At 42.1% G+C, this 22560-nt stretch carries 17 protein-coding genes; 9 read left to right on the plus strand and 8 right to left on the minus strand.

Annotation, left to right across the window (positions count from 1 at the left end):
- Window positions 1–14 precede the first annotated feature (14 nt).
- From dnaN to BCU57_RS18770, 4 genes are all read left to right on the plus strand, one after another.
- Entirely contained in the window at window positions 15–1115 is a 1101-nt protein-coding gene (gene dnaN / locus BCU57_RS18755; RefSeq protein ID WP_102436412.1) for a DNA polymerase III subunit beta, read from the plus strand.
- A 122-nt stretch (window positions 1116–1237) separates the two neighbouring features.
- The gene (gene recF, locus BCU57_RS18760) at window positions 1238–2320 is read left to right on the plus strand and encodes a DNA replication/repair protein RecF (RefSeq protein WP_102436414.1); all 1083 of its coding nucleotides are present in this window, start codon (window positions 1238–1240) and stop codon (window positions 2318–2320) included.
- A gap of 15 nt (window positions 2321–2335) precedes the next feature.
- Window positions 2336–4753, plus strand: a complete 2418-nt coding sequence (gene gyrB, locus BCU57_RS18765; RefSeq protein WP_102436416.1) for a DNA topoisomerase (ATP-hydrolyzing) subunit B — start codon at window positions 2336–2338, stop codon at window positions 4751–4753.
- Between the two features lie 114 nt (window positions 4754–4867).
- On the plus strand, window positions 4868–5971 hold the full coding sequence (locus BCU57_RS18770; protein WP_102436418.1) for an HDOD domain-containing protein: 1104 nt from the start codon (window positions 4868–4870) through the stop codon (window positions 5969–5971).
- A gap of 117 nt (window positions 5972–6088) precedes the next feature.
- Here the strand turns inward: BCU57_RS18770 and glyS are convergent, their stop codons facing one another.
- Window positions 6089–8158: a glycine--tRNA ligase subunit beta gene (glyS, locus tag BCU57_RS18775; RefSeq protein ID WP_102436420.1), complete on the minus strand. Its 2070-nt coding sequence runs from the start codon at window positions 8156–8158 to the stop codon at window positions 6089–6091.
- Between the two features lie 11 nt (window positions 8159–8169).
- Entirely contained in the window at window positions 8170–9075 is a 906-nt protein-coding gene (gene glyQ, locus BCU57_RS18780) for a glycine--tRNA ligase subunit alpha (protein WP_102436422.1), read from the minus strand.
- Between the two features lie 119 nt (window positions 9076–9194).
- On the opposite strand from glyQ, the gene BCU57_RS18785 reads away from it, so the two are divergent.
- Window positions 9195–9764: a DNA-3-methyladenine glycosylase I gene (locus BCU57_RS18785; protein ID WP_102436424.1), complete on the plus strand. Its 570-nt coding sequence runs from the start codon at window positions 9195–9197 to the stop codon at window positions 9762–9764.
- 100 nt (window positions 9765–9864) lie between these two features.
- Here the strand turns inward: BCU57_RS18785 and BCU57_RS18790 are convergent, their stop codons facing one another.
- The 5 genes from BCU57_RS18790 to fadB form a co-directional block, all read right to left on the minus strand.
- Window positions 9865–13062, minus strand: a complete 3198-nt coding sequence (locus tag BCU57_RS18790) for an amidohydrolase family protein (RefSeq protein WP_102436426.1) — start codon at window positions 13060–13062, stop codon at window positions 9865–9867.
- A 408-nt stretch (window positions 13063–13470) separates the two neighbouring features.
- The gene (locus tag BCU57_RS18795) at window positions 13471–13917 is read right to left on the minus strand and encodes an MOSC domain-containing protein (RefSeq protein ID WP_102436428.1); all 447 of its coding nucleotides are present in this window, start codon (window positions 13915–13917) and stop codon (window positions 13471–13473) included.
- Window positions 13918–13919: 2 nt separating this feature from the next.
- A complete protein-coding gene (gene tusA / locus BCU57_RS18800) occupies window positions 13920–14165 on the minus strand; it encodes a sulfurtransferase TusA (protein WP_102436430.1) in 246 nt (81 codons plus the stop codon).
- Window positions 14166–14382: 217 nt separating this feature from the next.
- Window positions 14383–15552, minus strand: a complete 1170-nt coding sequence (fadA, locus tag BCU57_RS18805; RefSeq protein ID WP_102436432.1) for an acetyl-CoA C-acyltransferase FadA — start codon at window positions 15550–15552, stop codon at window positions 14383–14385.
- Between the two features lie 22 nt (window positions 15553–15574).
- Window positions 15575–17725, minus strand: a complete 2151-nt coding sequence (gene fadB, locus BCU57_RS18810) for a fatty acid oxidation complex subunit alpha FadB (protein ID WP_102436434.1) — start codon at window positions 17723–17725, stop codon at window positions 15575–15577.
- A 247-nt stretch (window positions 17726–17972) separates the two neighbouring features.
- Here fadB and pepQ point away from each other — a divergent pair, with 247 nt between their 5' ends.
- From pepQ to hemG, 4 genes are all read left to right on the plus strand, one after another.
- Complete coding sequence (gene pepQ / locus BCU57_RS18815; protein ID WP_102436436.1) at window positions 17973–19295, plus strand: Xaa-Pro dipeptidase; 1323 nt, start codon at window positions 17973–17975, stop codon at window positions 19293–19295.
- Window positions 19288–19902: a YigZ family protein gene (locus BCU57_RS18820; RefSeq protein WP_102436438.1), complete on the plus strand. Its 615-nt coding sequence runs from the start codon at window positions 19288–19290 to the stop codon at window positions 19900–19902. Before pepQ ends, BCU57_RS18820 begins: the two co-directional genes overlap by 8 nt.
- Before the next feature lie 183 nt (window positions 19903–20085).
- The gene (locus BCU57_RS18825) at window positions 20086–21543 is read left to right on the plus strand and encodes a TrkH family potassium uptake protein (protein ID WP_102436440.1); all 1458 of its coding nucleotides are present in this window, start codon (window positions 20086–20088) and stop codon (window positions 21541–21543) included.
- A 111-nt stretch (window positions 21544–21654) separates the two neighbouring features.
- Entirely contained in the window at window positions 21655–22191 is a 537-nt protein-coding gene (gene hemG, locus BCU57_RS18830; RefSeq protein WP_102436442.1) for a menaquinone-dependent protoporphyrinogen IX dehydrogenase, read from the plus strand.
- Window positions 22192–22197: 6 nt separating this feature from the next.
- On the opposite strand, the gene BCU57_RS18835 is transcribed toward hemG, so the two are convergent.
- Window positions 22198–22506 carry an ArsR/SmtB family transcription factor gene (locus BCU57_RS18835; RefSeq protein ID WP_076541734.1) on the minus strand — a complete coding sequence of 103 codons (309 nt, stop codon included), beginning with the start codon at window positions 22504–22506 and terminating at the stop codon, window positions 22198–22200.
- Window positions 22507–22560 lie beyond the last annotated feature (54 nt).

The following is a 22560-nucleotide window of genomic DNA, read 5'->3' on the forward strand; positions in this document are numbered from 1 at the left end:
GGAAATTGAGACGAATGAAATTTTCAATTGATAGGGATGCCCTATTAAAACCACTTCAGTTGGTTTGTGGCGCAGTAGAAAGACGCCATAACTTGCCAATTTTATCTAATCTACTTGTTGAAGTTAGTGAGGGCTCACTTAAGCTTACAGGTACGGACTTAGAGGTTGAGCTTGTCGGTCAAGCGCCCATCCAAGGTGAAGTTGAAGTGGGACGCACCACAGTTCCGGCTAAAAAATTATTAGATATTGTTAAATCTCTTCCTGAGCAAGTTGAAATTAAAATTGAGCAGCAAGAGAACAAATGGTTATTACGCTCAGGCCGTAGTCGTTTTTCACTGGCGACCTTGCCAGCATCAGATTATCCCAATGTTGAAGCGTTTGAAGCTGAAATTGAATTTAGCTTAAAGCAGGGCACTTTGAAGTCGATTATTGACTCGACACAATTTTCAATGGCAAACCAAGATGTGCGTTATTATCTAAATGGCTTGTTATTTGAAACCGCAGGTAACACCTTAAAGGCCATTGCCACAGACGGTCATCGCTTAGCATTAAGTCATCGTCAAATAGAAACCAGCTTACCTGAGAAGCAAGTGATTGTGCCGCGTAAAGGCGTGGTTGAAATGGCGCGTTTACTTGAAAGTGAAGACAGTGATATTACCATTGCGATTGGTGATAGTGCGATTCGTGCGATTACTGCCAATGCGGTATTCACCAGTAAATTAGTTGATGGTCGTTTCCCTGATTATCGCCGCGTATTACCTAAAGGCGGCACCAAAATTGTGGTGGCTAGTCGTAATCAATTAAAACAAGCGTTAACCCGTGCTTCTATTTTGTCGAATGAGAAGTTCAGAGGTGTGCGTATTCAGCTTGAGCCGGGATTATTGCGCATTACCGCCAATAACCCGGAGCAAGAAGAAGCAGAAGAGATTATCGATGTTGAATACAACTCAGATAACCTAGAAATTGGCTTTAACGTCAGCTATCTATTGGACGTATTAAATAATTTAGCCAGTGATGATGTTAGAATAACCTTAATAGACGGTAACTCAAGCGCACTAATTGAAAACCACGCAGAAGAAGACTCTATGTACGTGGTTATGCCAATGCGCTTATAAGTAAATAGTCGCTTAAACTTGATTAAGCGCCGTTTAACTATAACGTTTTACCCCAAGAAGGTGCTACATTAATGCACCTTCTTTCGTTTCACTCTTTTTAAATTAGGGTCTGTTTATTTTCCATGAGTTTAACCCGCCTCAGTATCGAACATTTCCGAAATATTTTGTCAGCGACATTAGCGCCAAGTGATGGGCTTAATTTAATTTATGGTGAAAATGGCAGTGGTAAAACCAGCATTTTAGAAGCCATTTATTTTCTCGGTATGGGGCGTTCGTTTCGTAGCCATCTGTCCCAGCGGGTTATCAATATTGAGCAAGATCAACTGACCTTGTTTGCCAAGCTCGAAATGCCTAATGGCGAAGCTAAATTAGGCCTTAGACGGTTCCGCAATGGCGACATTGATGTTAAATTTAATGGCGATAACGTGAAGCGATTATCGGTATTAGCTGAGACGTTACCTATTCAAGTTATCACCCCTGAAAGTTTTTCTTTACTATTTGAAGGCCCAAAAGCACGCCGGCAGTTTATCGACTGGGGAGCTTTTCATGCTGACAGTCATTTTTATACGGCATGGGTGAATACCAGAAGAATTTTAAAGCAAAGAAATCAGCTTCTTAGAGATGGAGCCTCTTACACCAATATACAATTTTGGGATAAGGAATTGGTGCGTTATGCTGAGCAGGTTACTTCGATACGAAATCAATATGTGGACTCGTTAAATGAGCTACTTAAGGGTATAATCGAAGAGTTTTTACCACGGGTTGATATTAAGGTTTCCTTTACCCGTGGCTGGGATAGCAAAACGGAATTTGCCGAGTTACTTAAAACTCAATATCACCGAGATTTAGCATCGGGAAATACCGGCAGTGGACCACATAAAGCGGATTTACGATTACGCGTTGGCAGCTTACCGGTACAGGATGCGTTATCCCGAGGACAGTTAAAATTATTAGTCTGTGCACTGCGCCTTGCACAGGGTAAATTGCTTCAAAAACAGCAAAACAAGCATAGTATTTACCTAGTGGATGATCTTCCATCTGAGTTAGATGCTCAGCATAGGCAACTATTACTAAAACAGTTAACCGAAACCGGTGCACAAATTTTTGTCACAGCGATTGATCCTGTTGCAATAGTCGATTCGCTGGCTAGCCCACCAAGTAAGATGTTTCATGTGGAACATGGGCAAGTCACGGTAGTTGAATAAAAACGAGAGAGAAATATGTCAGAGAATAGTTATGATTCTTCGAGTATTAAGGTTTTAAAAGGCCTTGATGCTGTTCGTAAGAGACCAGGGATGTACATCGGCGATACTGACGATGGTACAGGTCTTCATCACATGGTATTCGAAGTGGTCGATAACTCTATCGATGAAGCCTTAGCAGGCCACTGTAGTGACATTACTATCACCATTCATTCAGATGGCTCGGTATCAGTACAAGATGATGGCCGTGGTATTCCTGTAGAGGTTCATGAAGAAGAAGGTGTGTCCGCTGCCGAAGTTATTATGACGGTACTTCATGCCGGTGGTAAGTTTGATGATAACTCTTATAAAGTATCAGGTGGCTTACACGGTGTTGGTGTTTCGGTTGTAAACGCATTATCTGAAAAACTGCAAATGACCATTCGTCGTAACGGTAAAGTTTACGAGCAGTTTTATTCAATGGGTGTACCTGATACGCCAATCACCCCAGTGGGTGAATCAGAAAAAACCGGTACTTCAATCCGTTTCTGGCCAAGCAGTGAAACATTCTCAGATGTGCTATTCCACTTTGACATCTTGGCTAAACGTGTTCGTGAATTATCATTCTTGAACTCAGGTGTGGGTATCCGTTTAGTTGATGAACGTGATGGCCGTGATGAATTCTTTAAATACGAAGGCGGCATCAGTGCTTTCGTTGATTACCTTAACCTCAATAAAACGCCGGTGAATAAAGAGGTTTTCCACTTTACTCAAGAGCGTGAAGACGGCATTACCGTTGAAGTGGCAATGCAGTGGAATGACGGTTATCAAGAAAAGATTTTCTGTTTTACCAATAACATCCCACAACGTGATGGCGGTACTCACTTAGCGGGTTTCCGGGGTGCATTAACCCGTAACTTAAATAACTATATGGAGCGTGAAGGTTTCAATAAAAAAGGTAAAACCAATGCAACGGGTGATGATGCTCGTGAAGGGTTAACCGCGGTTATTTCAGTAAAAGTGCCAGATCCTAAATTCAGTTCACAAACTAAAGACAAGTTAGTGTCGAGTGAAGTGAAAGGTGCGGTTGAACAAACAATGGGTGAGCAATTAAATGATTACCTATTAGAAAACCCAACGTATGCAAAATTAATTGTTGGTAAAATCGTTGATGCGGCACGTGCTCGTGAAGCGGCGCGTAAAGCCCGTGAAATGACCCGTCGTAAAGGCGCATTAGATTTAGGTGGTTTGCCAGGTAAGCTTGCTGATTGCCAAGAGAAAGACCCTGGGCTTTCTGAAATATACATAGTGGAAGGGGACTCTGCTGGCGGATCAGCCAAGCAGGGACGTAACCGTAAAAACCAAGCTATTCTTCCGCTAAAAGGTAAAATTCTTAACGTTGAAAAAGCACGTTTCGATAAAATGTTATCTTCTCAAGAGGTCGCGACGCTGATCACTGCATTAGGTTGTGGTATTGGCCGTGATGATTATGATCCTGAGAAAACCCGTTATCACAACATCATCATCATGACCGATGCTGACGTCGATGGCTCGCACATTCGTACGCTGCTGTTGACTTTCTTCTTCCGTCAAATGCCAGAGTTGATTGAACGTGGTTACATCTATATTGCTCAACCACCTTTATTTAAAGTTAAAAAAGGTAAGCAAGAGCAGTACCTAAAAGATGAGCCAGCACTAACGGAATACTTAACCACTCAAGCGTTAGATGGTACTCATATTTACCCTTCTGCGGGTGCACCAGGTATGACAGGTGAGCCACTAGAGCGTTTAGTGAGCCAGTATCGTGAGGTTGAAGCGGTTATTGAGCGTTTAACTAAGCGTTACCCAACGGTTATTTGTAACCGTATGCTTTACCACCCAGCACTGAACAATGAAATGCTGGCTGACGAAGCACAAATGAAGCAGTGGTGTGATGCCTTTGTCGCTGACCTTATTGAGATTGAAACTGACGGCGTTATTTATAACATTGAACCACAATTAGATCCTGAACGTCAGGTATACCTACCAAGCCTAACAATCCGTAAGCATGGTATTGATACTAACTACGTATTTAGTTACGACTTCTTCCAATCAAATGATTACCAACGTATTGCTAAGTTAGGCTCAGCATTAGACGGTATGATTGAAGAAGGCGGCTATGTTAAACGTGGCGAGCGTATGAAAGAAGTTGATAGCTTCTTAGAGGCGCTTGATTGGACTATGTCTGAAGCTAAACGTGGTTTGTACATCCAACGTTATAAAGGATTGGGTGAAATGAACCCTGAGCAATTGTGGGAAACTACAATGGATCCTGAAACTCGTCGTATGCTACAAGTCACCATTGAAGATGCCGTAGGCGCTGATCAATTGTTTACTTGTTTGATGGGCGATCAAGTTGAACCGCGTCGTGACTTCATTGAAACTAACGCGCTAAACGTTGCTAACTTAGACGTGTAGTCGAGTTTAAAATACATTAAATGGGTGCCTTAAGGCGCCCATTTTTTTATCGGTAATCTCTACAAACTCATCTTGTCACTGTTGTCTATTTACCTGAAGTGTAGGTAATTTATTGTGTTTAAAAAGCTATTCAATAAGATTTTTAATTTAAGACCGGCCGTTGAGGTCAAACAAGCCAAAGCATTAAATGAGCAGCATTCATTGCTATCGGCTAACACCCAAGAGTCAAGCGCTACAGACTCGAAACTGTGCTCTAGTAACTCATATGTAAGGCAAACTAAATCATACTTAAGCAACTCAAGTGAAACACCAGAAGAGGCGCAACAAATAGATTTGTCGGCGCTGTTTTATAGTCTACTTTTTCCTATGAGTAGCCATAAAACTGGTGGCATGGCTAATAATCTTGAACGTAGCATATTAGCCGAAATCGACATCGCTTTTAGTGCACCTCAAGATATTGCTGCCAAGGTGTTAAAACTGCCAAGGCGCATAACCGAGCTTGACCATAAACTATCCCAAGATGAGATTGAAACCAAACAAGTACTGCAGTTAATTGAGCAAGATCCGGTACTGAGCGTCGAAGTATTAAAGTTATGCAACTCAAGTGCTTTTAAGCGTTCAGGCAAAGATATTACTAATCTACACCAAGCTATTGTGCAGTTAGGGCGAGTGCAATTACGTCAGTTTGTTCGCAGTTGTTTAGTGAAAGAAATGATTGATATTAAGCCGATTTACTTTAGGCGTTTTGGCGCTGAAATTTGGCGTCATTCAATGCAAGTGGCTTTTATTGCCAGTGACTTAGCTGAAGAAGATGCTGATACGGTGTTTTTACTGGGATTACTTCATGATGTTGGCAAAATCGCCATTTTCAAAATGCTGCTGGATGCCTTTGAAAAAGCCGAGCCGGGTGAACAGCCAAGTTCGGCATTGTTTAAGCAAGTGATGACCACTAAGTCGTTAGGGCTAAGTGCGTTACTGGCGAAGCATTGGCAGCTGCCAGCACAGTTTGAGTTTCAGCTAGCACAATTAGCTAATTCTGATTATCGTCCAACAGACATGATGGCATTGGCTGTATGGCGGGCAAATATCATCAGTGAGTGTTCTATGTTGCGGCAAAAAGATAAACTTGAACAAGATGATTTACAGCAGCTATTGCAGCAAGTCGGTTTGAATCAATCTGAGTTTGATGTTTTCCATCTAAAACTGATTAGCTTTTAATATTTGATTCGAAGTCTTCATTTAAAATTAATCATGAGGCTTTAAAAATCAGCCAATAAAAAACGCGCTTAACTGATGTTAAAGCGCGTTTTTTTTACAACTTAATAGGGTTAACTATTATTGTAGTAGTGAGATATCTGCAGCATGTAAGAATTGCTCACGCAGGCTATTTAGTAATGCTAAGCGGTTATTCTTAAGGGCTTCATCATCAGCCATTACCATGACACCTTCAAAGAAGGCATCAACGCTTTCACGCAGGTTCGCCAGTAATGCTAACGCTTCTTGGTAGTTTGCCGCAGCAAATAATGGCGCAAGCTGTGGTTGCAGTTCAGCTAACTTTTCAGCTAATGCTTTCTCAGCAGGTTCAACCAATAAACTGGCATCAATGCTAGTGGCAGTCTCGCCTTCAACTTTGGCTAGAATGTTAGAAACACGCTTGTTAGCTGCAGCTAAAGCAGAGGCTTGCTCTAACGTTCTGAAGTGCGCCACAGCTTTAATACGGCTTTCAAAGTCAGCCGGTGCAGTAGGCTTACGTGCCAGCACTGCAAGAATAACGTCAACGCTGACGCCTTGATCTTGATACCAAGAGCGGAAACGACCCATGAAGAATTCAAGCACTTGCTCAGACACATTGTCGTTAGTGAGGTTTTCACCGTGTAATTGTTTTGCTTTATCAATTAAATCAACTAAGTCTAATGGCAAGTTGTTTTCTAAACAAATACGTATAATACCAATCGCTGCACGACGCAGTGCGAATGGATCTGCAGCACCCTTAGGGGCTTGGCCAATACCGAAAATACCCACTAAGGTATCAAGCTTTTCAGCTAGCGCGACACAGATTGAAATAGGTGCAGTAGGCACGGTATCGCCAGAGAACTTTGGCTTGTATTGTTCAGCTAAAGCAACTGCGACAGCTTCAGTTTCACCATTTAAGCGTGCATAGTGCATGCCCATAGTGCCTTGAAGATCAGTAAACTCCATCACCATATTGGTCATTAAGTCTGACTTAGACAGTAAACCTGCACGGCTCGCTTCTTCGCTGTTGGCATCAATGCTGGTGGCAATAAAACCGGCTATTGCAGAGATACGTTCAACACGTTGTTTAATCGTGCCTAATTGCTTTTGGAATACAACCGTTTCTAAGCTAGCAAGGCGCGCTTCTAATGACTCTTTCTTATCTGTTTCAAAGAAGAACTCAGCATCAGCTAAACGAGGACGAACTACTTTTTCGTTACCTGAAATAATCTGCTGTGGATCTTTAGATTCGATATTAGTCACGAAGATAAAGTTTGGTAGCAACTGGCCGGCTTTATCAAATACAGGGAAGTATTTCTGATCGCCTTTCATGGTGTAAACCAAGGCTTCAGCCGGTACGTCTAAAAACTTTTCTTCAAAGTTAGCGGTGAGTACCACAGGCCACTCAACCAAAGAGGTGACTTCTTCAAGTAAGTCATCTTCAAGTTCTGCAACACCGCCAATGTCTTTGGCTGCAGCTTCAGCGTTAGTCTTGATTATATCTTTACGACGTTGGTAATCAGCTAAAACCTTACCTTGCTGCTCAAGAGCGGCTAAGTAGTTGTCAGCATGATCTAACTCGAAGGTATCAACGCCCATGAAGCGGTGACCACGAATAGTACGTGCTGATTTGATACCTAACAATTCACCATCAACTAACTCATCACCTAATAGCATAGTAACGGTATGAACCGGACGGATAAATTGTGTGGTGTTACTTCCCCAGCGCATTGGCTTAGGAATTGGTAACTTATCTAATGCTTTTTGCGCCATGGCTGCGATCAGTGATTTAGTTTCTACGCCAACCACTTTAGCTTGGTGTAATAACCATTCGCCTTTATCTGTTTTCAAGCGCTCAGCTTGTTCCACAGTGATGCCGTTACCACGAGCCCAGCCCATAGCTGCTTTCGTTGGGTTGCCATCAGCATCAAATGCTTGGGCAACAGCAGGGCCACGTTTTTCAACGACTTTGTCAGCTTGAGCTACAGCAAGTTGTTCAATGCTAATAGCTAAACGGCGCGGCGCAGCGTACCAAGTGGCTTTTTCAAAGGCCAACTCAGCTTTGGTTAGCTCTTCGCTGAAGTTAGCTAAAAATGATTCAGCTAATTTACGTAATGCTTTTGGCGGTAATTCTTCAGTACCCACTTCAATGAGTAAGTTTTCAACATTCATTCTATTTACCTCTACTTACACATTGGGAAACCAAGCGCTTCACGGGCTTGGTAGTAAGACTCTGCAACACCTTTGGCCATAGTACGTACACGTAAAATATAACGTTGACGTTCAGTAACCGAAATCGCGTGGCGAGCATCAAGTAAGTTAAAGGCATGAGATGCTTTCATTACTTGTTCGTATGCAGGAAGAGGCAATGGCTTTTCAAGGTCAAGTAAATGCTGACAAGCGACTTCACAATCATCAAACTGCTTGAATAGTACTTCTACATTGGCGTGTTCAAAGTTATAGGTTGATTGCTCAACTTCGTTCTGATGGAAAATATCACCATACATCACTTTACCCATTGGACCGTCTGTCCATACTAGGTCATATACGCTATCAACTTCTTGGATATACATCGCAAGACGTTCAAGGCCGTAAGTGATTTCACCAGTTACAGGCTTACACTCTAAACCGCCCACTTGTTGGAAGTAGGTAAATTGCGATACTTCCATACCGTTTAACCAAACTTCCCAACCTAGACCCCAAGCACCCAATGTAGGTGATTCCCAGTTGTCTTCTACGAAGCGAACATCATGGACGCCCATATCTACGCCTAGTGCTTCTAAAGAGCCAAGGTATAGCTCTTGAATATTGCTAGGAGAAGGCTTAAGCACTACTTGAAATTGATAGTAGTGTTGTAGACGGTTAGGGTTTTCACCGTAACGGCCATCGGTAGGGCGACGACATGGCTGAACATAAGCACTACTCATAGGCTCTGGGCCTAATGAGCGCAAGAATGTCATTGGGTGGAATGTACCAGCGCCAACTTCCATGTCTAATGGTTGAACTATTGCGCAACCTTGCTGCGCCCAGAATTCCTGCAGGGTCATAATAAAGCCCTGGAATGTTTTTACGTCGTGTTTCGTCGTCATGTCCGCTTATCTACTGGTTAGGCTATAAATAGAAAATGGTTTTGATTATACCTTGTAGATAAAGGCTTATGTAGGTTATTTTTTAACGTAGAGATTAAAAATAGTAAAGGACTCAATAAATGGTTCAACAACGTTGTGGTTGGGTCAGTGATGACCCTATTTATCAAGACTATCATGACAATGTTTGGGGGCGGCCTGTTTATGATCCCATCGAGTTATTTGAAAAGCTTTGCTTGGATGGTCAGCAAGCAGGATTATCTTGGATCACCATTTTAAAGAAGCAACACAATTACCAAGCTTTGTTTGCCAATTTTGATCCAAAAGTGATTGCCACATTCGATGATGCCAAAGTCGAAGAATTACTATTAAACCCTGGAATTATCAGGAACCGTCTAAAGGTTAATTCTATTATTCGAAATGCCAAAGCCTATTTAGCCTTTGTTGAGCAGGGTAATGATTTTTCTGAATTTCTTTGGCAGTTTGTTGGCGGTAAGCCTGTCGTAAATCATTATTTAACTTCGGCGGATTTACCTGCTCAAACAGCAGAATCTGAGGCCATGTCTAAAGCACTTAAAAAGCTCGGTTTTAACTTTGTAGGGCCAACTATTTGTTATGCTTTTATGCAAGCGGTAGGTATGGTTAATGACCATACAACAGATTGTTTTTGTTATGGAAGCGATTTTGTTTAACGCAGTTTTTTAGCAAATAAAAAAAGGATGTTCCACGTGGAACATCCTTTTCTTTTTTTGCTAAATCATTTTCGATTAGCCTAAGCTTGTTGCCTCAGTATTAATCTTTTTTCTCAAAGAAAAATGGTTTACGGCTAACTTCTTCGCCATTCAATTGATTCATGGTTTCTGAATCAAATAACTTACCATTGACCATGGTGTAAGACACTTTATCAGTCACACGAATATCAGTTAATGGGTCGCCGTCAATCACAATAATATCAGCTAGTTTACCGGCTTTAATTGAGCCTATTTGATGATCCATACCGAAGGTGGTTGCAGGGTTTATGGTTGCTGTTTTCAGCACATCCATATTGCTCATACCACCTTGAGCAAACATCCACATTTCCCAGTGCGCCGCTAAACCTTCACGTTGACCATGAGCACCAATATTGGGTTTGATGCCAATATCATTTAGCTCATTGGCAACCCGTGCCACATTGAAGTGATTGTAATGTTCATCCGGTGCAGTTGTTCTTCTCATTGAGCGGGCATTAAGAATATCAGACGGAACATACATGCTTAAGCGAGGGTGTGCCCAAACATCAGTTTTATCGTACCAGTAATGCTCGCCAGAAATACCGCCATATGCGACAACCAGTGTTGGGGTATAACCGACTTTGGTTTGACTCCAGAACTGTTTAATATCGCTATAGATAGAACCAACGGGTAATGAGTGTTCGACAGTGGTATGGCCATCAGCAATCATCGACAAGTTATGCTGCAGCAAACTACCACCTTCAGGAACCACCATCATTTCTAATTCACGGGCAGCCTGAATCACTTGTTGGCGTTGGTTACGACGTGGTTGGTTGTAACTTTTCACGCTGAAAGCGCCTACCTTTTTAAGACGCTCTAAATGGAATTTTGCATCATCCAGTGAATCTACATGGGATGTGTAACCTGGTGCATTAGCGCCGTATAAAATAGTTCCGGTTGAGAATATGCGCGGACCCACAATATTACCGGCTTTTTGTTGCTCTGATGCTGCAAAAATCTCAGTGGTGTCATTTGACGGATCATGTATTGCAGTCACGCCCAATGACAGTGCTGAGTATAATTGCCAGTTTTGCTGTGGCGTGATTTCATCATCTGCTTGGCTACCATGAGCATGGGCATCAAATAAACCTGGCATTAAAGTTTTACCTTTAATGTCGATGACTTGTGCATCAGTTGGAATGGTTAAGTTAGCATCGCCAACATTGACAATTTTATTATCTTTAACGATGACAACACCATTATCAATAACTTGGTCATTTTCCATGGTAATGATTTTGCCACCAACAAATGCGATTGTTCCACGTGGAACATCTGCTTTTTTAGTGAAACCAATAGCAGTAACTTCAGGCTTAGCTTCCTCATCGCTGTTGTAGTCAGTATCCACTTTGGCTTGATAAAGGTCTGGGCCTAAAGTCCAATAAATTTCTTCATTGTTACTGTTCCAGCTAATGCTTTCACCTGCGCGGGCACTTAATTGCATTACTGGTAAGTTTTTCGCTTTCGGGCTGATTTTGATGGTTTCGCCATGCTTGGCAAAAGGGGTGACATAAACTCTAAAGCGTTCAGCAAAGGCAAGGTGCTCACCATTTGGTGATACTCTAAATTCGGTAGCATGTTCGCTAGTGTAGTGAGTGCGTTTTTCAAAGCCGTCTAAACTGATTGATGCCAGTTCTGGGGTTTTACCGTGATCCATAAAAAAGACACGATTATTATCAGCGCCAAATTGTGGCTGATAACCGCTAGCTGAAACTTTGATATTTTGCTTATTCTTTAGATCAACTTTATATAAACCCGGTTCTTGGGACCAAGTTCTAGGAGTGACATATCCGCCTTTCGCTTTACGGTAGACAACGGTTTTACCATCTGGTGAAAAGGTTGGTTCGACATATTTACCTGGCAGTGATGTCAGTTGTTTACTGCGACCACCTTTGCTACTCACAATACTGACGGTGCCTTGGTCTTGATCATTCCAAGTGGTAAAGACGATATTCTTGCCGTCCCGTGACCATTGCGGGAATAGTTCATTAACGTCATCATCAAGTCGAGTTAAACGCTTTTGTTTACCATCTTCAATATCACGGATCCAAAGTTTGCCTAATGCTTCAAAAACCACTTTTTCACCGTTAGGTGAGACTTGTGCCATACGCAGCATTTTTACGTCGAAATTATCCTTATCTAGATTTTGAGTGAAGCGTACTGATGGTTGCACCTCTAATTCAGTTTTAACGCTGAAAGGAATATTCTCAACAGACTTGTCTTCAAGGGTTAATTTATTAATTTTACCTTTGGCCCAAAAAACAATTTGTTCATTGTCTTGGGTCCAAGACATGGTCGGATACACACCATGAATTGCCCATGTTTCTTGCATATCACGATCTAAATCACCATAAAGCTTAGTTTGCGCCCCTGATTTTAAATCGAGTAAATACAGCGAAGATTGGAAGCCATCACGTTTGATATAAGCTAACTTGGTGCCATCAGGGCTAGGTGTTGGGCGAATGGCGCCGCCAGTGCCTTCAAGTAATACTTCTATATCACCAGACTGAGTATCGTAGCGCTTAATTTTATAAATACCTTTTACTGAATCTTTTGAGTAGTGAAAGGTTTTGCCTGGGGTAGCATCTTGGCTGAAATAAATATATCTGCCATCAGGTGAATAGGCAGGCTCGCCTAAATCTTTTTGTTCGTTCGGACGCTCAGTTAATTTTACCCCTTCGCCGCCAGCGACGTGATACATCCACACTTCACCAGCACCTAAACTGCGACTACCGGTAAAATGTTTGCGGGCCACTAAGTATTGTGAGTCAGGGCTCCAAGCTGGGCTATTGAGCAAGCGGAAGGTTTCACTGGTTACAGGATGTGGGTTCGAACCGTCAGCATTCATTACCCAAATATTATCACCGCCATCTTCATCTGAGGTGAAGGCAATATATTTGCCATCTGGGCTATATACCGGTTGCATTTGCCAAGCGATGCCAGAAGCGAGTTTTTTTGCCTCGCCACCTTTTATTGGCATTTGATAAATATCACCGAGTAAGTCAAACACTATGGTCTTACCGTCAGGGGAAACGCTGACATTCATCCATGTGCCTTCGGTGACATCAATAGAGAGTTTTTCTAGCGGCGCGTTCGCAGGCGCATTAACTTGCCATTTTTCTGTTTCTTTAGAAGCATCATCAGAGGCATTAGCAGCAAGAGAAACACTTGCTAAGCTTAACGCTATCGCAGTGTAGAGAGGTTTTATTTTTGAAGTTAGCATGCACAGTCCATTTGTTGTCATTATTGTTATAGGTCGCGTTAACACTTTTATGTTTCTTAGTGTTATTGGCGAGTTACAAATCTGATGACATTTATCGCATATATTAGCCAATAACTAAATAGATATTCTGTTTCAAATAATGACAGCTATCGGGTGACTGCTAGGCTGTAGAATAATTATTTGCAGCTCAGCGATATGAAGCTGGGTGTTTAGCTATTTCAATCTGATAAATTGCTGTATGTTGGTTAAATTGTGGGGGGGGCTTTGAGCTGAGTTTTAATTAAGTCGTATAAAAATACGTGAGTATGTATCTAATTTTGCAAGTTTGTTTAGTGTAATACAGCACTGAATAGTTATTCATTTTTGCTCAGTGCAACGGTCATTAAAGATAAAACTCAATAGGCACACTTATATGGTTATTATTGAAACCTGATCATCAATTTGGATCAGGCCTTCAGTTATCACTTTACAGGTTACGCCACCACGCCAATCTGGGGTGAGGGCTTTTTCAAGACCTTGCTGTGACTGCTCCATTTTTTTACATGGGTCGGTTTCACCGGTAATCAGTAAGCTAACATCATTACCAAGTTTAATGACTTTACCAACATCTGCGGCGCTAAACTTATAGCCATCAATTAATATATTGGCTCTTCGGGTTAACCAGTCTAAATCGGCATTAATTTCATTACAGGCTAATTGCCACTGTTGCTGCGACATGACGGTCACTTGCCGTTTTCCGGGTTTTCCAAAAATATCGTTTTCAACGCCTTTTAATAAACTTACCTTGGCACAAAATACTGGCTTCATCGGCCCTTTTTTAGCAGTTTTGTAAGCAATAGCGTGTAACGAAATCATGATTAGAGGCCTTTTTTAATCAGGTATTTATATGGTGTTTGGTTAGTATCACTTGCTAGAAGAGTATGATCCATAAACTCACAAAAGCTTGGAATATCACGGGTGGTTGCTGGATCATCAGCAGTAATTAATAGGCTTTCACCTTCTGCCATTTTACGCACAGTTTTACGGATCATCATTACAGGTTCTGGGCAACGTAAACCAAGCGCATCTAAGTGGTGGTCTGCGGCAGTAAAATCTTTAGTCATATCAATTCTTCTTACTCAACAATTGCGCTAATTTTACTCTGGTTAAAGTTTGATGCAACACTGATGCTAGCTTTATTAGTAAAGCGTGATGTTATGCTCACCGAAATATGATGTTCCACGTGAAACATTGCTTTAAAAGCAGGGATAAAAAAACCGAGCTAGATAGCTCGGTTTTTAATTTTGATGCTACTAATGTAGCTGTAATAGTAAATTAGATTTAGCTATCAACGCGCTCAAAGATAGTTGCAATGCCTTGGCCTAAACCAATACACATAGTGGCTAAACCATATTTAGCATCTTTTGCTTCCATCAAGTTAATCAGTGTTGTTGAGATACGCGTACCTGAACAACCTAATGGATGACCTAATGCAATCGCGCCACCATTTAAGTTAACTTTTTCGTCAACAACATCAGTTAAACCAAGATCTTTAACACATGGTAATGATTGCGCAGCGAATGCTTCATTCAATTCAATCACGTCCATATCATCTATGTTTAATCCAGCGCGAGCTAAGGCTTTGTTAGTTGCAGGAACTGGGCCGTAACCCATAATTGCTGCATCACAACCAGCAACCGCCATAGAGCGGATACGAGCACGAATCGGTAAACCTAATTCGCGAGCCTTTTCTTCTTCCATCACTAACATAGCTGAAGCGCCGTCAGAAAGTGCAGAAGAGGTCCCCGCTGTTACTGTGCCGTTAGCTGGGTCAAACGCTGGGCGTAGACCTGATAAAGACTCTAATGACGTCTCTGGACGAATAACTTCATCGTGAGTCACTTTAATTAACGCGCCGTTTGCATCGTGTCCTTCGATAGGAACGATTTCATTATCAAAACGACCTTCAACAGTAGCAGCATGAGCGCGTTGATGAGAACGTACAGCAAAAGCGTCTTGTTGTTCACGAGTAATACCGTGCATTTTGCCTAGAATTTCAGCGGTTAAGCCCATCATGCCAGATGCTTTTGCCACGTTAGCAGCAAGACCTGGGTGGAAGTCTACACCATGGTTCATTGGTACATGACCCATGTGCTCAACACCACCAACGATAAAGGTATCGCCTTGGCCAGTCATAATTGCGCGGGCTGCTTGATGCAAGGCATCCATTGATGAACCACATAAGCGGTTAACCGTTACGGCGCCAGCTGATTTTGGAATGCCAGCTAAAAGCGCCGCGTTACGAGCAATGTTGAAACCTTGCTCAAGAGTTTGTTGCACACAACCCCAGATAACATCTTCGATATCTGTTGGATTAAGTTTTGGATTACGTGCTAATAATGATTTCATTAGCTCTGCAGATAAAGTTTCTGCACGTACATTTCTAAATACTCCAGCCTTAGAGCGGCCCATCGGAGTACGAATGCAGTCGACGATTACAGCGTTTTTCATGATGTTATTCCTTTACTGCTAATTAGGCTGGGTAGTATGTACCGTTATTGGCTGCAAGCTCACGCATTGCATCAGTCACTTGATATAAACCACCTAAGTGAGCAAACTTGTCAGCAAGTGCAACAAAGTTAGCAACACCCATGGTATCTAGGTAACGGAATACACCGCCTCTAAATGGTGGAAAACCAATACCGTAAACCAGACCCATATCGCCTTCAGCAGGAGAAGCAATAATGCCTTCTTCTAAACAACGAACCGTTTCGATAATCATTGGGATCATACAACGAGCGATAACTTCATCTGCTTCGAATTCTTTTAGCTCACCAAATTCTTTACCTAACAATTCATAGCTTGTTGGATCTAAATCTTTCTTTGGCTTACCGCGACGGTCAACAGAGTAAGAGTAGAACCCTTTAGTATTCTTCTGACCAAAGCGCTCACTTTCAAACATGATGTCGATAGCATCTTTGCCATTTTTACCCATGCGGTCAGGGAAACCTTCAGCCATAACTGCTTGTGCATGATGACCTGTATCTAGACCAACAACGTCAAGTAAGTATGCTGGGCCCATTGGCCAACCGAATTGTTTTTCCATTACCTTATCGACTTTGGCAAAATCAGCACCGTCAGCAAGTAAGCCGCTGAAGCCGGCAAAGTAAGGGAACAATACGCGGTTAACAAAGAAGCCTGGACAATCATTAACAACGATTGGAGTTTTGCCCATTTTGCTGGCATATGCCACAACAGAAGCAATAGTTTCTTCTGAGCTGTTTTCGCCACGAATGACTTCAACTAATGGCATTTTATGTACTGGATTAAAGAAGTGCATGCCGCAGAAACGTTCAGGTTTCTTCATGCTCTTCGCTAATAAGTTAATTGAGATTGTCGAGGTGTTTGATGCAATGATGGCATCATCTGCAACATAATTTTCAACTTCAGCTAATACAGACGCTTTAACTTTAGGATGCTCAACTACAGCTTCAACGATAACGTCAGCATCTTTAATTGGTGCATAATCTAATGCTGGAGTGATGTTGTTTAAAACTGCAGCCATTTTAGCTGGCGTAGAACGGCCACGCTTAACTTGCGCTGTCAGTAATTTAGCCGCTTCACCTAAACCTAAATCTAATGCAGGCTGGGCGATGTCTTTCATGACAATCGGTGTACCTTTACTTGCACTTTGGTAAGCGATACCGCCACCCATGATGCCAGCGCCTAATACTGCAGCGCTGTTTACTTTCTTAGCCAGTTTACCGGCTTTTTTAGCTTTGCCTTTAACGAACTGGTCGTTTAAGAAAATGCCAATTAATGCAGTGGCTACTTCCGTTTTCGCTAATTTGATGAAAGCTTTGTTTTCAACTTTAAGTGCTTCAGCGCGATCAAGTGTTGCAGCTTGTTCAATAACGCTAACCGCCATCATAGGTGCAGGGTAATGTTTACCTGCAACTTTAAAGACCATGCCTTTAGCTGTCGCAAACGACATCATAGCTTCAAGCTTTGGCAATGTAAGTGGTTTAAGTTTACGTGCGCGGCGAGACTGCCAATCTAACTTTTCGTTGATGGCATCTTTTAGCATTTGTAGAGCAGCAGCTTCTAAATTTTCAGGTGCAACAACCGCATCAATAGCGCCAACTTTTAAAGCAGCCTCTGGGCGTTGATCTTTACCTGTGGTGATCCATTCTAGTGCGTTGTCAGCACCAATCACACGAGGTAAGCGCACAGTACCACCAAAACCTGGGATTAAACCAAGCTTGGTTTCTGGCAAGCCAATACGGGCGTTGGTGTCAGCGATGCGTAAGTCAGTCGCAAGGATAGCTTCACAACCGCCACCTAATGCAAAACCATTTACAGCAGAAGCTGTTGGGAATGGTAAGTCTTCAAGTTTATCAAATACTGCGCTGGCTTGTTCGACCCAAGATAATAAGGTGGCATCATCTTGCTCAAATAAACCTAAAAATTCTGTGATATCAGCGCCAACGATAAAGGTACTTTTACCAGAGGTAACCAGTAGGCCTTGTATGTTGGTGTTTTGCTTGATGCTTTCTAATGCAGCATCTAATGAAGAAAGAGTTTCTTTATCGAATTTATTTACCGAACCCGGTGCGTTAAAGCACAGCTTGGCAATATTATCCTCTAATAACTCAACTTGAATCGTAGGACTTTGGTAGATCATTGCTTGCTTCCTTTTTGCTAAAAGCGACTTCTACATCACAATCACTGTGTTGTTATCTAGCTTTGTTTTCACAGCAGCGACGGCCATCATTTGACCAGTTGCCAAACAGTGTGCGACGAAATGAAATAAAATACAACACCCAATTTAAACGTCCGTTTAAATAATTGGCAGCTAGAGTCAATTTTGCCCTTTGTGATACACTTCACAAGTTCTTTCATAACAAAAAATCATTACAGGGACTGAAATAATGGATCAGCTTGCTCATTTTTATCATGCACACATTGCAGAACTAAATCGCCGTGTTGCCGAAATAACACAAAGTGAACAGCTTGATGGGTTAGTTATTCATTCAGGCCAGGCTCATCGCCAGTTTCTTGATGATTTAAGTTACCCATTTAAAGTTAATCCACAGTTTAAAGCCTGGTTACCTGTGCTTGATAACCCCAATTGTTGGGTTGTCGCTAACGGAGTTGATAAACCGCAGCTGATATTTTATCGCCCGGTGGATTTTTGGCATAAAGTCAGTGATGAGCCCAATGATTTTTGGGCTGAACATTTTGAGATTAAATTGCTGACTAAAGCAGACCAAGTGGCGCAATTATTACCGGCTGATTTATCGCACTGGGCATATATTGGTGAGCATATTGATGTGGCTGAAGTGCTCGGCATCAGTTGCTGTAATCCTGATGCGGTAATGAATTACCTGCATTATCACCGCGCCGATAAAACCCAGTACGAACTGGAATGTTTGCGCCGCGCTAACCAAACTGCAATAAAAGGCCACTTAGCGGCTAAGAATGCTTTTTATAATGGTGGCAGCGAGTTTGAAATTCAGCAGCAGTATTTATCCGCCATTGGCCAAACTGAAAACGAAGTACCCTATGGCAATATTGTTGCCCTTAACCAAAATGCGGCGATATTGCATTACACCGTATTAGAGCATCAAATCCCGTCACCACGGTTATCATTCTTAATCGATGCGGGCGCTAACTATAATGGTTATGCATCTGACATTACCCGTACTTACTCTTTTGAGAAAAATAGTTTCTACGAGTTGATTGTGGAGATGAACAAGTTGCAGTTGTCACTAGTCGATATGATGAAGCCTGGGGTTAAATACCCTGATTTACACTTACGTTTTCATGCAAAACTGGCTAATTTGATGTTGGACTTTAATTTGGCAACAGGTGATGCTCAAGGCTTGGTCGAGCAGGGGATTACCAGTGTTTTCTGCCCCCATGGTTTAGGCCACATGCTGGGGTTACAAGTACACGATATGGGCGGCTTTTTAGGTGATGAAGCAGGCACCCATATTCCGACACCAGCTGGGCATCCATTTTTACGTTGCACCCGTGAAATCGCCGCTAACCAAGTTTTTACTATTGAACCGGGGATATATATTATCGACTCATTACTGGCAGGACTAAAAGCCGATCGGCGACAATCGCAAATAAATTGGGATAAAGTCGACGAATTAAGACCTTTTGGCGGCATTCGAATTGAAGATAATGTTATTGTGCACCAAGATAGAAACGAAAACATGACCCGAGAGCTAGGTCTCATTGACTGAACAATACCAAATACCCAATCAAACACTCACCATCGAAGAAGATATCAAGCACAGTCGATTTATCACTGTGCTGTTTCACTGTAGTAGTGAATTAGAGTTGAAGTGTGCGCTTACTAACATGAGGCTGGAATACCCGGGCGCTAACCATTATTGCTATGCTTTTGTGGCGTCCGATCCGCAAAATAGTATTGCCATTGGCAGCAGCGACGATGGCGAGCCTGCAGGCAGTGCTGGTCGGCCGATGTTAGCAACGTTACAAGGTTCAAATATTGGTGAGATTGGCGCTATTGTAGTGCGCTACTTTGGCGGCACTAAGTTAGGCGTGGGTGGCTTAGTGCGGGCTTACTCATCGGGGATCAAGTCTGGTTTAACCGAACTTGAGACCAAAACTAAATATATTCGCTATAGTACTAAGCTGAGTTGCAGTTACCCGCAACTTAATCAAATTGAATATTTGGTTAATCAATTTGATGGTGTTATCAGCAATAAAGTCTTTACTGATGTTATCGAAATTGAATTTGAAATTGCCAAAGCATTTCATGATGACTTTAATCGTGAGCTGGCCACCCAAACCCAAGGTCAGCTTAAGGCAAAGTTTAACGTTTGATGAGTGTAAAAAGTATGCCAAAATACAAAGTCATAACGATAATAAGCTCAATTGTTAATCGCTGATCTTTAAAGATGTGATTAGCTGAGGTGTTATGGCTTATTAGCGCGCCCGAGTCTTGGGCGGCATTAACAACGATGCTCTCAAATTAGTGCAAAATAAAACCTATGCGATATAAACACAGTGCAATATAAAACAATTATTAGAATCACTGGCCTGCTGATGGGATTATTTTCTATCACTATGCTGCCACCTGCATTAGTCGCCATTTTTTATAAAGATGGCGGCGGTACTGCATTTATACAGGCGTTTTGCGTCAGTTTATTTTTAGGTTTTTTACTTTGGTATCCAAACCGGGCTCAAAAAGGCGATTTGCGCACCCGCGAAGGCTTTTTGATTGTGGTGATGTTTTGGACGGTACTGGGCTCCATCGGGGCACTACCATTTATCTTTTCTACCGAGCCCGACTTAAGTTGGACAGACAGCTTCTTTGAATCCTTTTCAGCGTTGACTACCACAGGGGCCACCGTGATTGTCGGCCTCGATGATTTACCCAAAGCGATATTGTTTTATCGACATCTGCTGCAGTGGATGGGTGGCATGGGGATCATTGTGCTCGCGGTAGCCATTTTGCCGCTGTTAGGTATTGGTGGTATGCAGCTCTATAAAGCTGAAATACCCGGGCCGGTAAAAGACAGTAAGATGAAACCGCGAATTGCCGAGACCGCCAAGGCGCTTTGGTATATCTACTTATTATTAACTGTGGCTTGTGCGACAGCATTTTATTTTGCTGGCATGAGCGCCTTTGATGCTATTTGTCATTCATTCTCGACCATTGCTATTGGTGGTTTCTCAACTCATGATGCCAGTATTGGCTATTTTAATAGCCCGCTGATCAATGTTATTTGTGCGGTGTTTTTACTGATTGCGGCTGTTAACTTTAGCCTGCATTTCGCCGCGTTCAGTTGGCGGGGGATTAATTTTAAAGTCTATTTTCGTGATGCTGAATTTAAAGCCTTAATTGGTATTCAATTGGTATTAACCGCTATTTGTTTCGCGACTTTATATAATGCTGGCATATATGATTCGCCAGAGCAGACCTTAGATTATGCTTTTTTCCAGGTGGTGTCGATATCCACTACGGCTGGTTTTGGCACCGAAAGTTTTAACTCTTGGCCATTGTTTTTGCCTATATTATTAATCTTTTCTAGTTTTATTGGTGGTTGTGCTGGCTCTACCGGGGGCGGCATGAAAGTGATCCGCTTTGTGCTCTTGTTGCTACAAGGCTCTCGTGAAATGAAGCGTTTAATACACCCTAAGGCCATGTATTCGATTCGAATTGGTAAGTCTGCTTTGCCTGATCGTGTCATTGATGCGGTATGGGGATTTTTCTCTGCGTATGCCTTAGTGTTTGTCATTTGTATGGTGCTATTAATGGCAATGGAAATGGACGCCATTACCGCCTTTAGTGCAACAGCTGCCAGTATTAATAATCTAGGCCCAGGCTTAGGAGAGGTGGCCAGTAACTATGCCAGCGTGACTGATGGGGCTAAATGGGTGTTGGTACTGGCCATGCTATTTGGCCGTTTAGAAGTGTTTACCTTGTTAGTATTATTTACGCCGACGTTTTGGAAGAACTAGTTGCGCGGCTTGTTTTAAAAGTGGAGCAATACTGCGCAACTTTTACAATGAACTCTGGCAACGAACGGTCGACACATAGTTTTAGCTAAGGGTGACATCAAAGGAAGATAAATGCTTAAAAGTATCATGATCTATTCAACGGTTGATGGGCAGACATTGGCCATTTGTCAGCAGATTAAACAGCGATTGCAAGATGCTGGAGAGCTAGTGACTTTAGTCTCCTTAGCTGAGGCTGCGGAATTATCGTTAACAGATTTTGATAAAGTGCTGATCGGTGCCAGTATTCGTTATGGCAAACACCGCCCTGAGTTATATGAATTTATAACAGCTAACCTGACAGTATTATCTTCGATGAAGAGTGCATTTTTTACGGTGAATGTCGTCGCTCGAAAACCCCTTAAAAATACCCCTGAAACCAATCCTTATATGCAAAAGTTTTTGCAGCTTTCTCAGTGGCACCCTAAACTGCTGGGCGTGTTTGCGGGCAAAATTGATTACCCTAAATATAGCACCATGGATAGAGTGATGATCCGCTTTATCATGTGGATGACCAAAGGGCCAACAGATATCACAGGTACTTATGAGTTTACCGATTGGAATAAAGTCGATGAGTTTGCCAATGACTTTATTCAGCTTAATAGTCGTTAAGGCTTATTAAGCTGCGCAATATAAACGATGCAAAATTGAGATAACTTCAGTCACTTCAGCATTTTTTAGGGTGTAATACACGTTCTGTGAGCTTTTACGAGTATTGACTAAATCTTGGGCTCGAATGACTGCAAGGTGTTGAGATAATGCTGATTGGCTTAATGGCACCGTTTCATTTAATTCAGTGACACTGCGTTCTTTTTCCAGCAGTAAACACAAAATCATCAATCGATAAGGATTAGCAATCGCTTTTAGCCATTTGGCTGCCATCTCGGCATTACCTAGCATCGACTCTACATCAATATTTTTAGACATTTATTTACCTATTACTGATTTAATACTCAGATTCATCATACTGCTGGCGAACTT

This window comes from Shewanella sp. 10N.286.48.B5 (genome assembly GCF_002874355.2).
Classification (GTDB): domain Bacteria; phylum Pseudomonadota; class Gammaproteobacteria; order Enterobacterales; family Shewanellaceae; genus Shewanella.

What these genes read in the sequence shown, in the direction of transcription:
- dnaN (WP_102436412.1), top strand. Translation starts at nt 15, where the DNA reads ATGAAATTTTCAATTGATAGGGATGCCCTATTAAAACCACTTCAGTTG.
- recF (WP_102436414.1), top strand. Translation starts at nt 1,238, where the DNA reads ATGAGTTTAACCCGCCTCAGTATCGAACATTTCCGAAATATTTTGTCA.
- gyrB (WP_102436416.1), top strand. Translation starts at nt 2,336, where the DNA reads ATGTCAGAGAATAGTTATGATTCTTCGAGTATTAAGGTTTTAAAAGGC.
- glyS (WP_102436420.1), bottom strand. Translation starts at nt 8,158, where the DNA reads ATGAATGTTGAAAACTTACTCATTGAAGTGGGTACTGAAGAATTACCG.
- glyQ (WP_102436422.1), bottom strand. Translation starts at nt 9,075, where the DNA reads ATGACGACGAAACACGACGTAAAAACATTCCAGGGCTTTATTATGACC.
- BCU57_RS18785 (WP_102436424.1), top strand. Translation starts at nt 9,195, where the DNA reads ATGGTTCAACAACGTTGTGGTTGGGTCAGTGATGACCCTATTTATCAA.
- BCU57_RS18790 (WP_102436426.1), bottom strand. Translation starts at nt 13,062, where the DNA reads ATGCTAACTTCAAAAATAAAACCTCTCTACACTGCGATAGCGTTAAGC.
- BCU57_RS18795 (WP_102436428.1), bottom strand. Translation starts at nt 13,917, where the DNA reads ATGATTTCGTTACACGCTATTGCTTACAAAACTGCTAAAAAAGGGCCG.
- tusA (WP_102436430.1), bottom strand. Translation starts at nt 14,165, where the DNA reads ATGACTAAAGATTTTACTGCCGCAGACCACCACTTAGATGCGCTTGGT.
- fadA (WP_102436432.1), bottom strand. Translation starts at nt 15,552, where the DNA reads ATGAAAAACGCTGTAATCGTCGACTGCATTCGTACTCCGATGGGCCGC.
- fadB (WP_102436434.1), bottom strand. Translation starts at nt 17,725, where the DNA reads ATGATCTACCAAAGTCCTACGATTCAAGTTGAGTTATTAGAGGATAAT.
- pepQ (WP_102436436.1), top strand. Translation starts at nt 17,973, where the DNA reads ATGGATCAGCTTGCTCATTTTTATCATGCACACATTGCAGAACTAAAT.
- hemG (WP_102436442.1), top strand. Translation starts at nt 21,655, where the DNA reads ATGCTTAAAAGTATCATGATCTATTCAACGGTTGATGGGCAGACATTG.
- BCU57_RS18835 (WP_076541734.1), bottom strand. Translation starts at nt 22,506, where the DNA reads ATGTCTAAAAATATTGATGTAGAGTCGATGCTAGGTAATGCCGAGATG.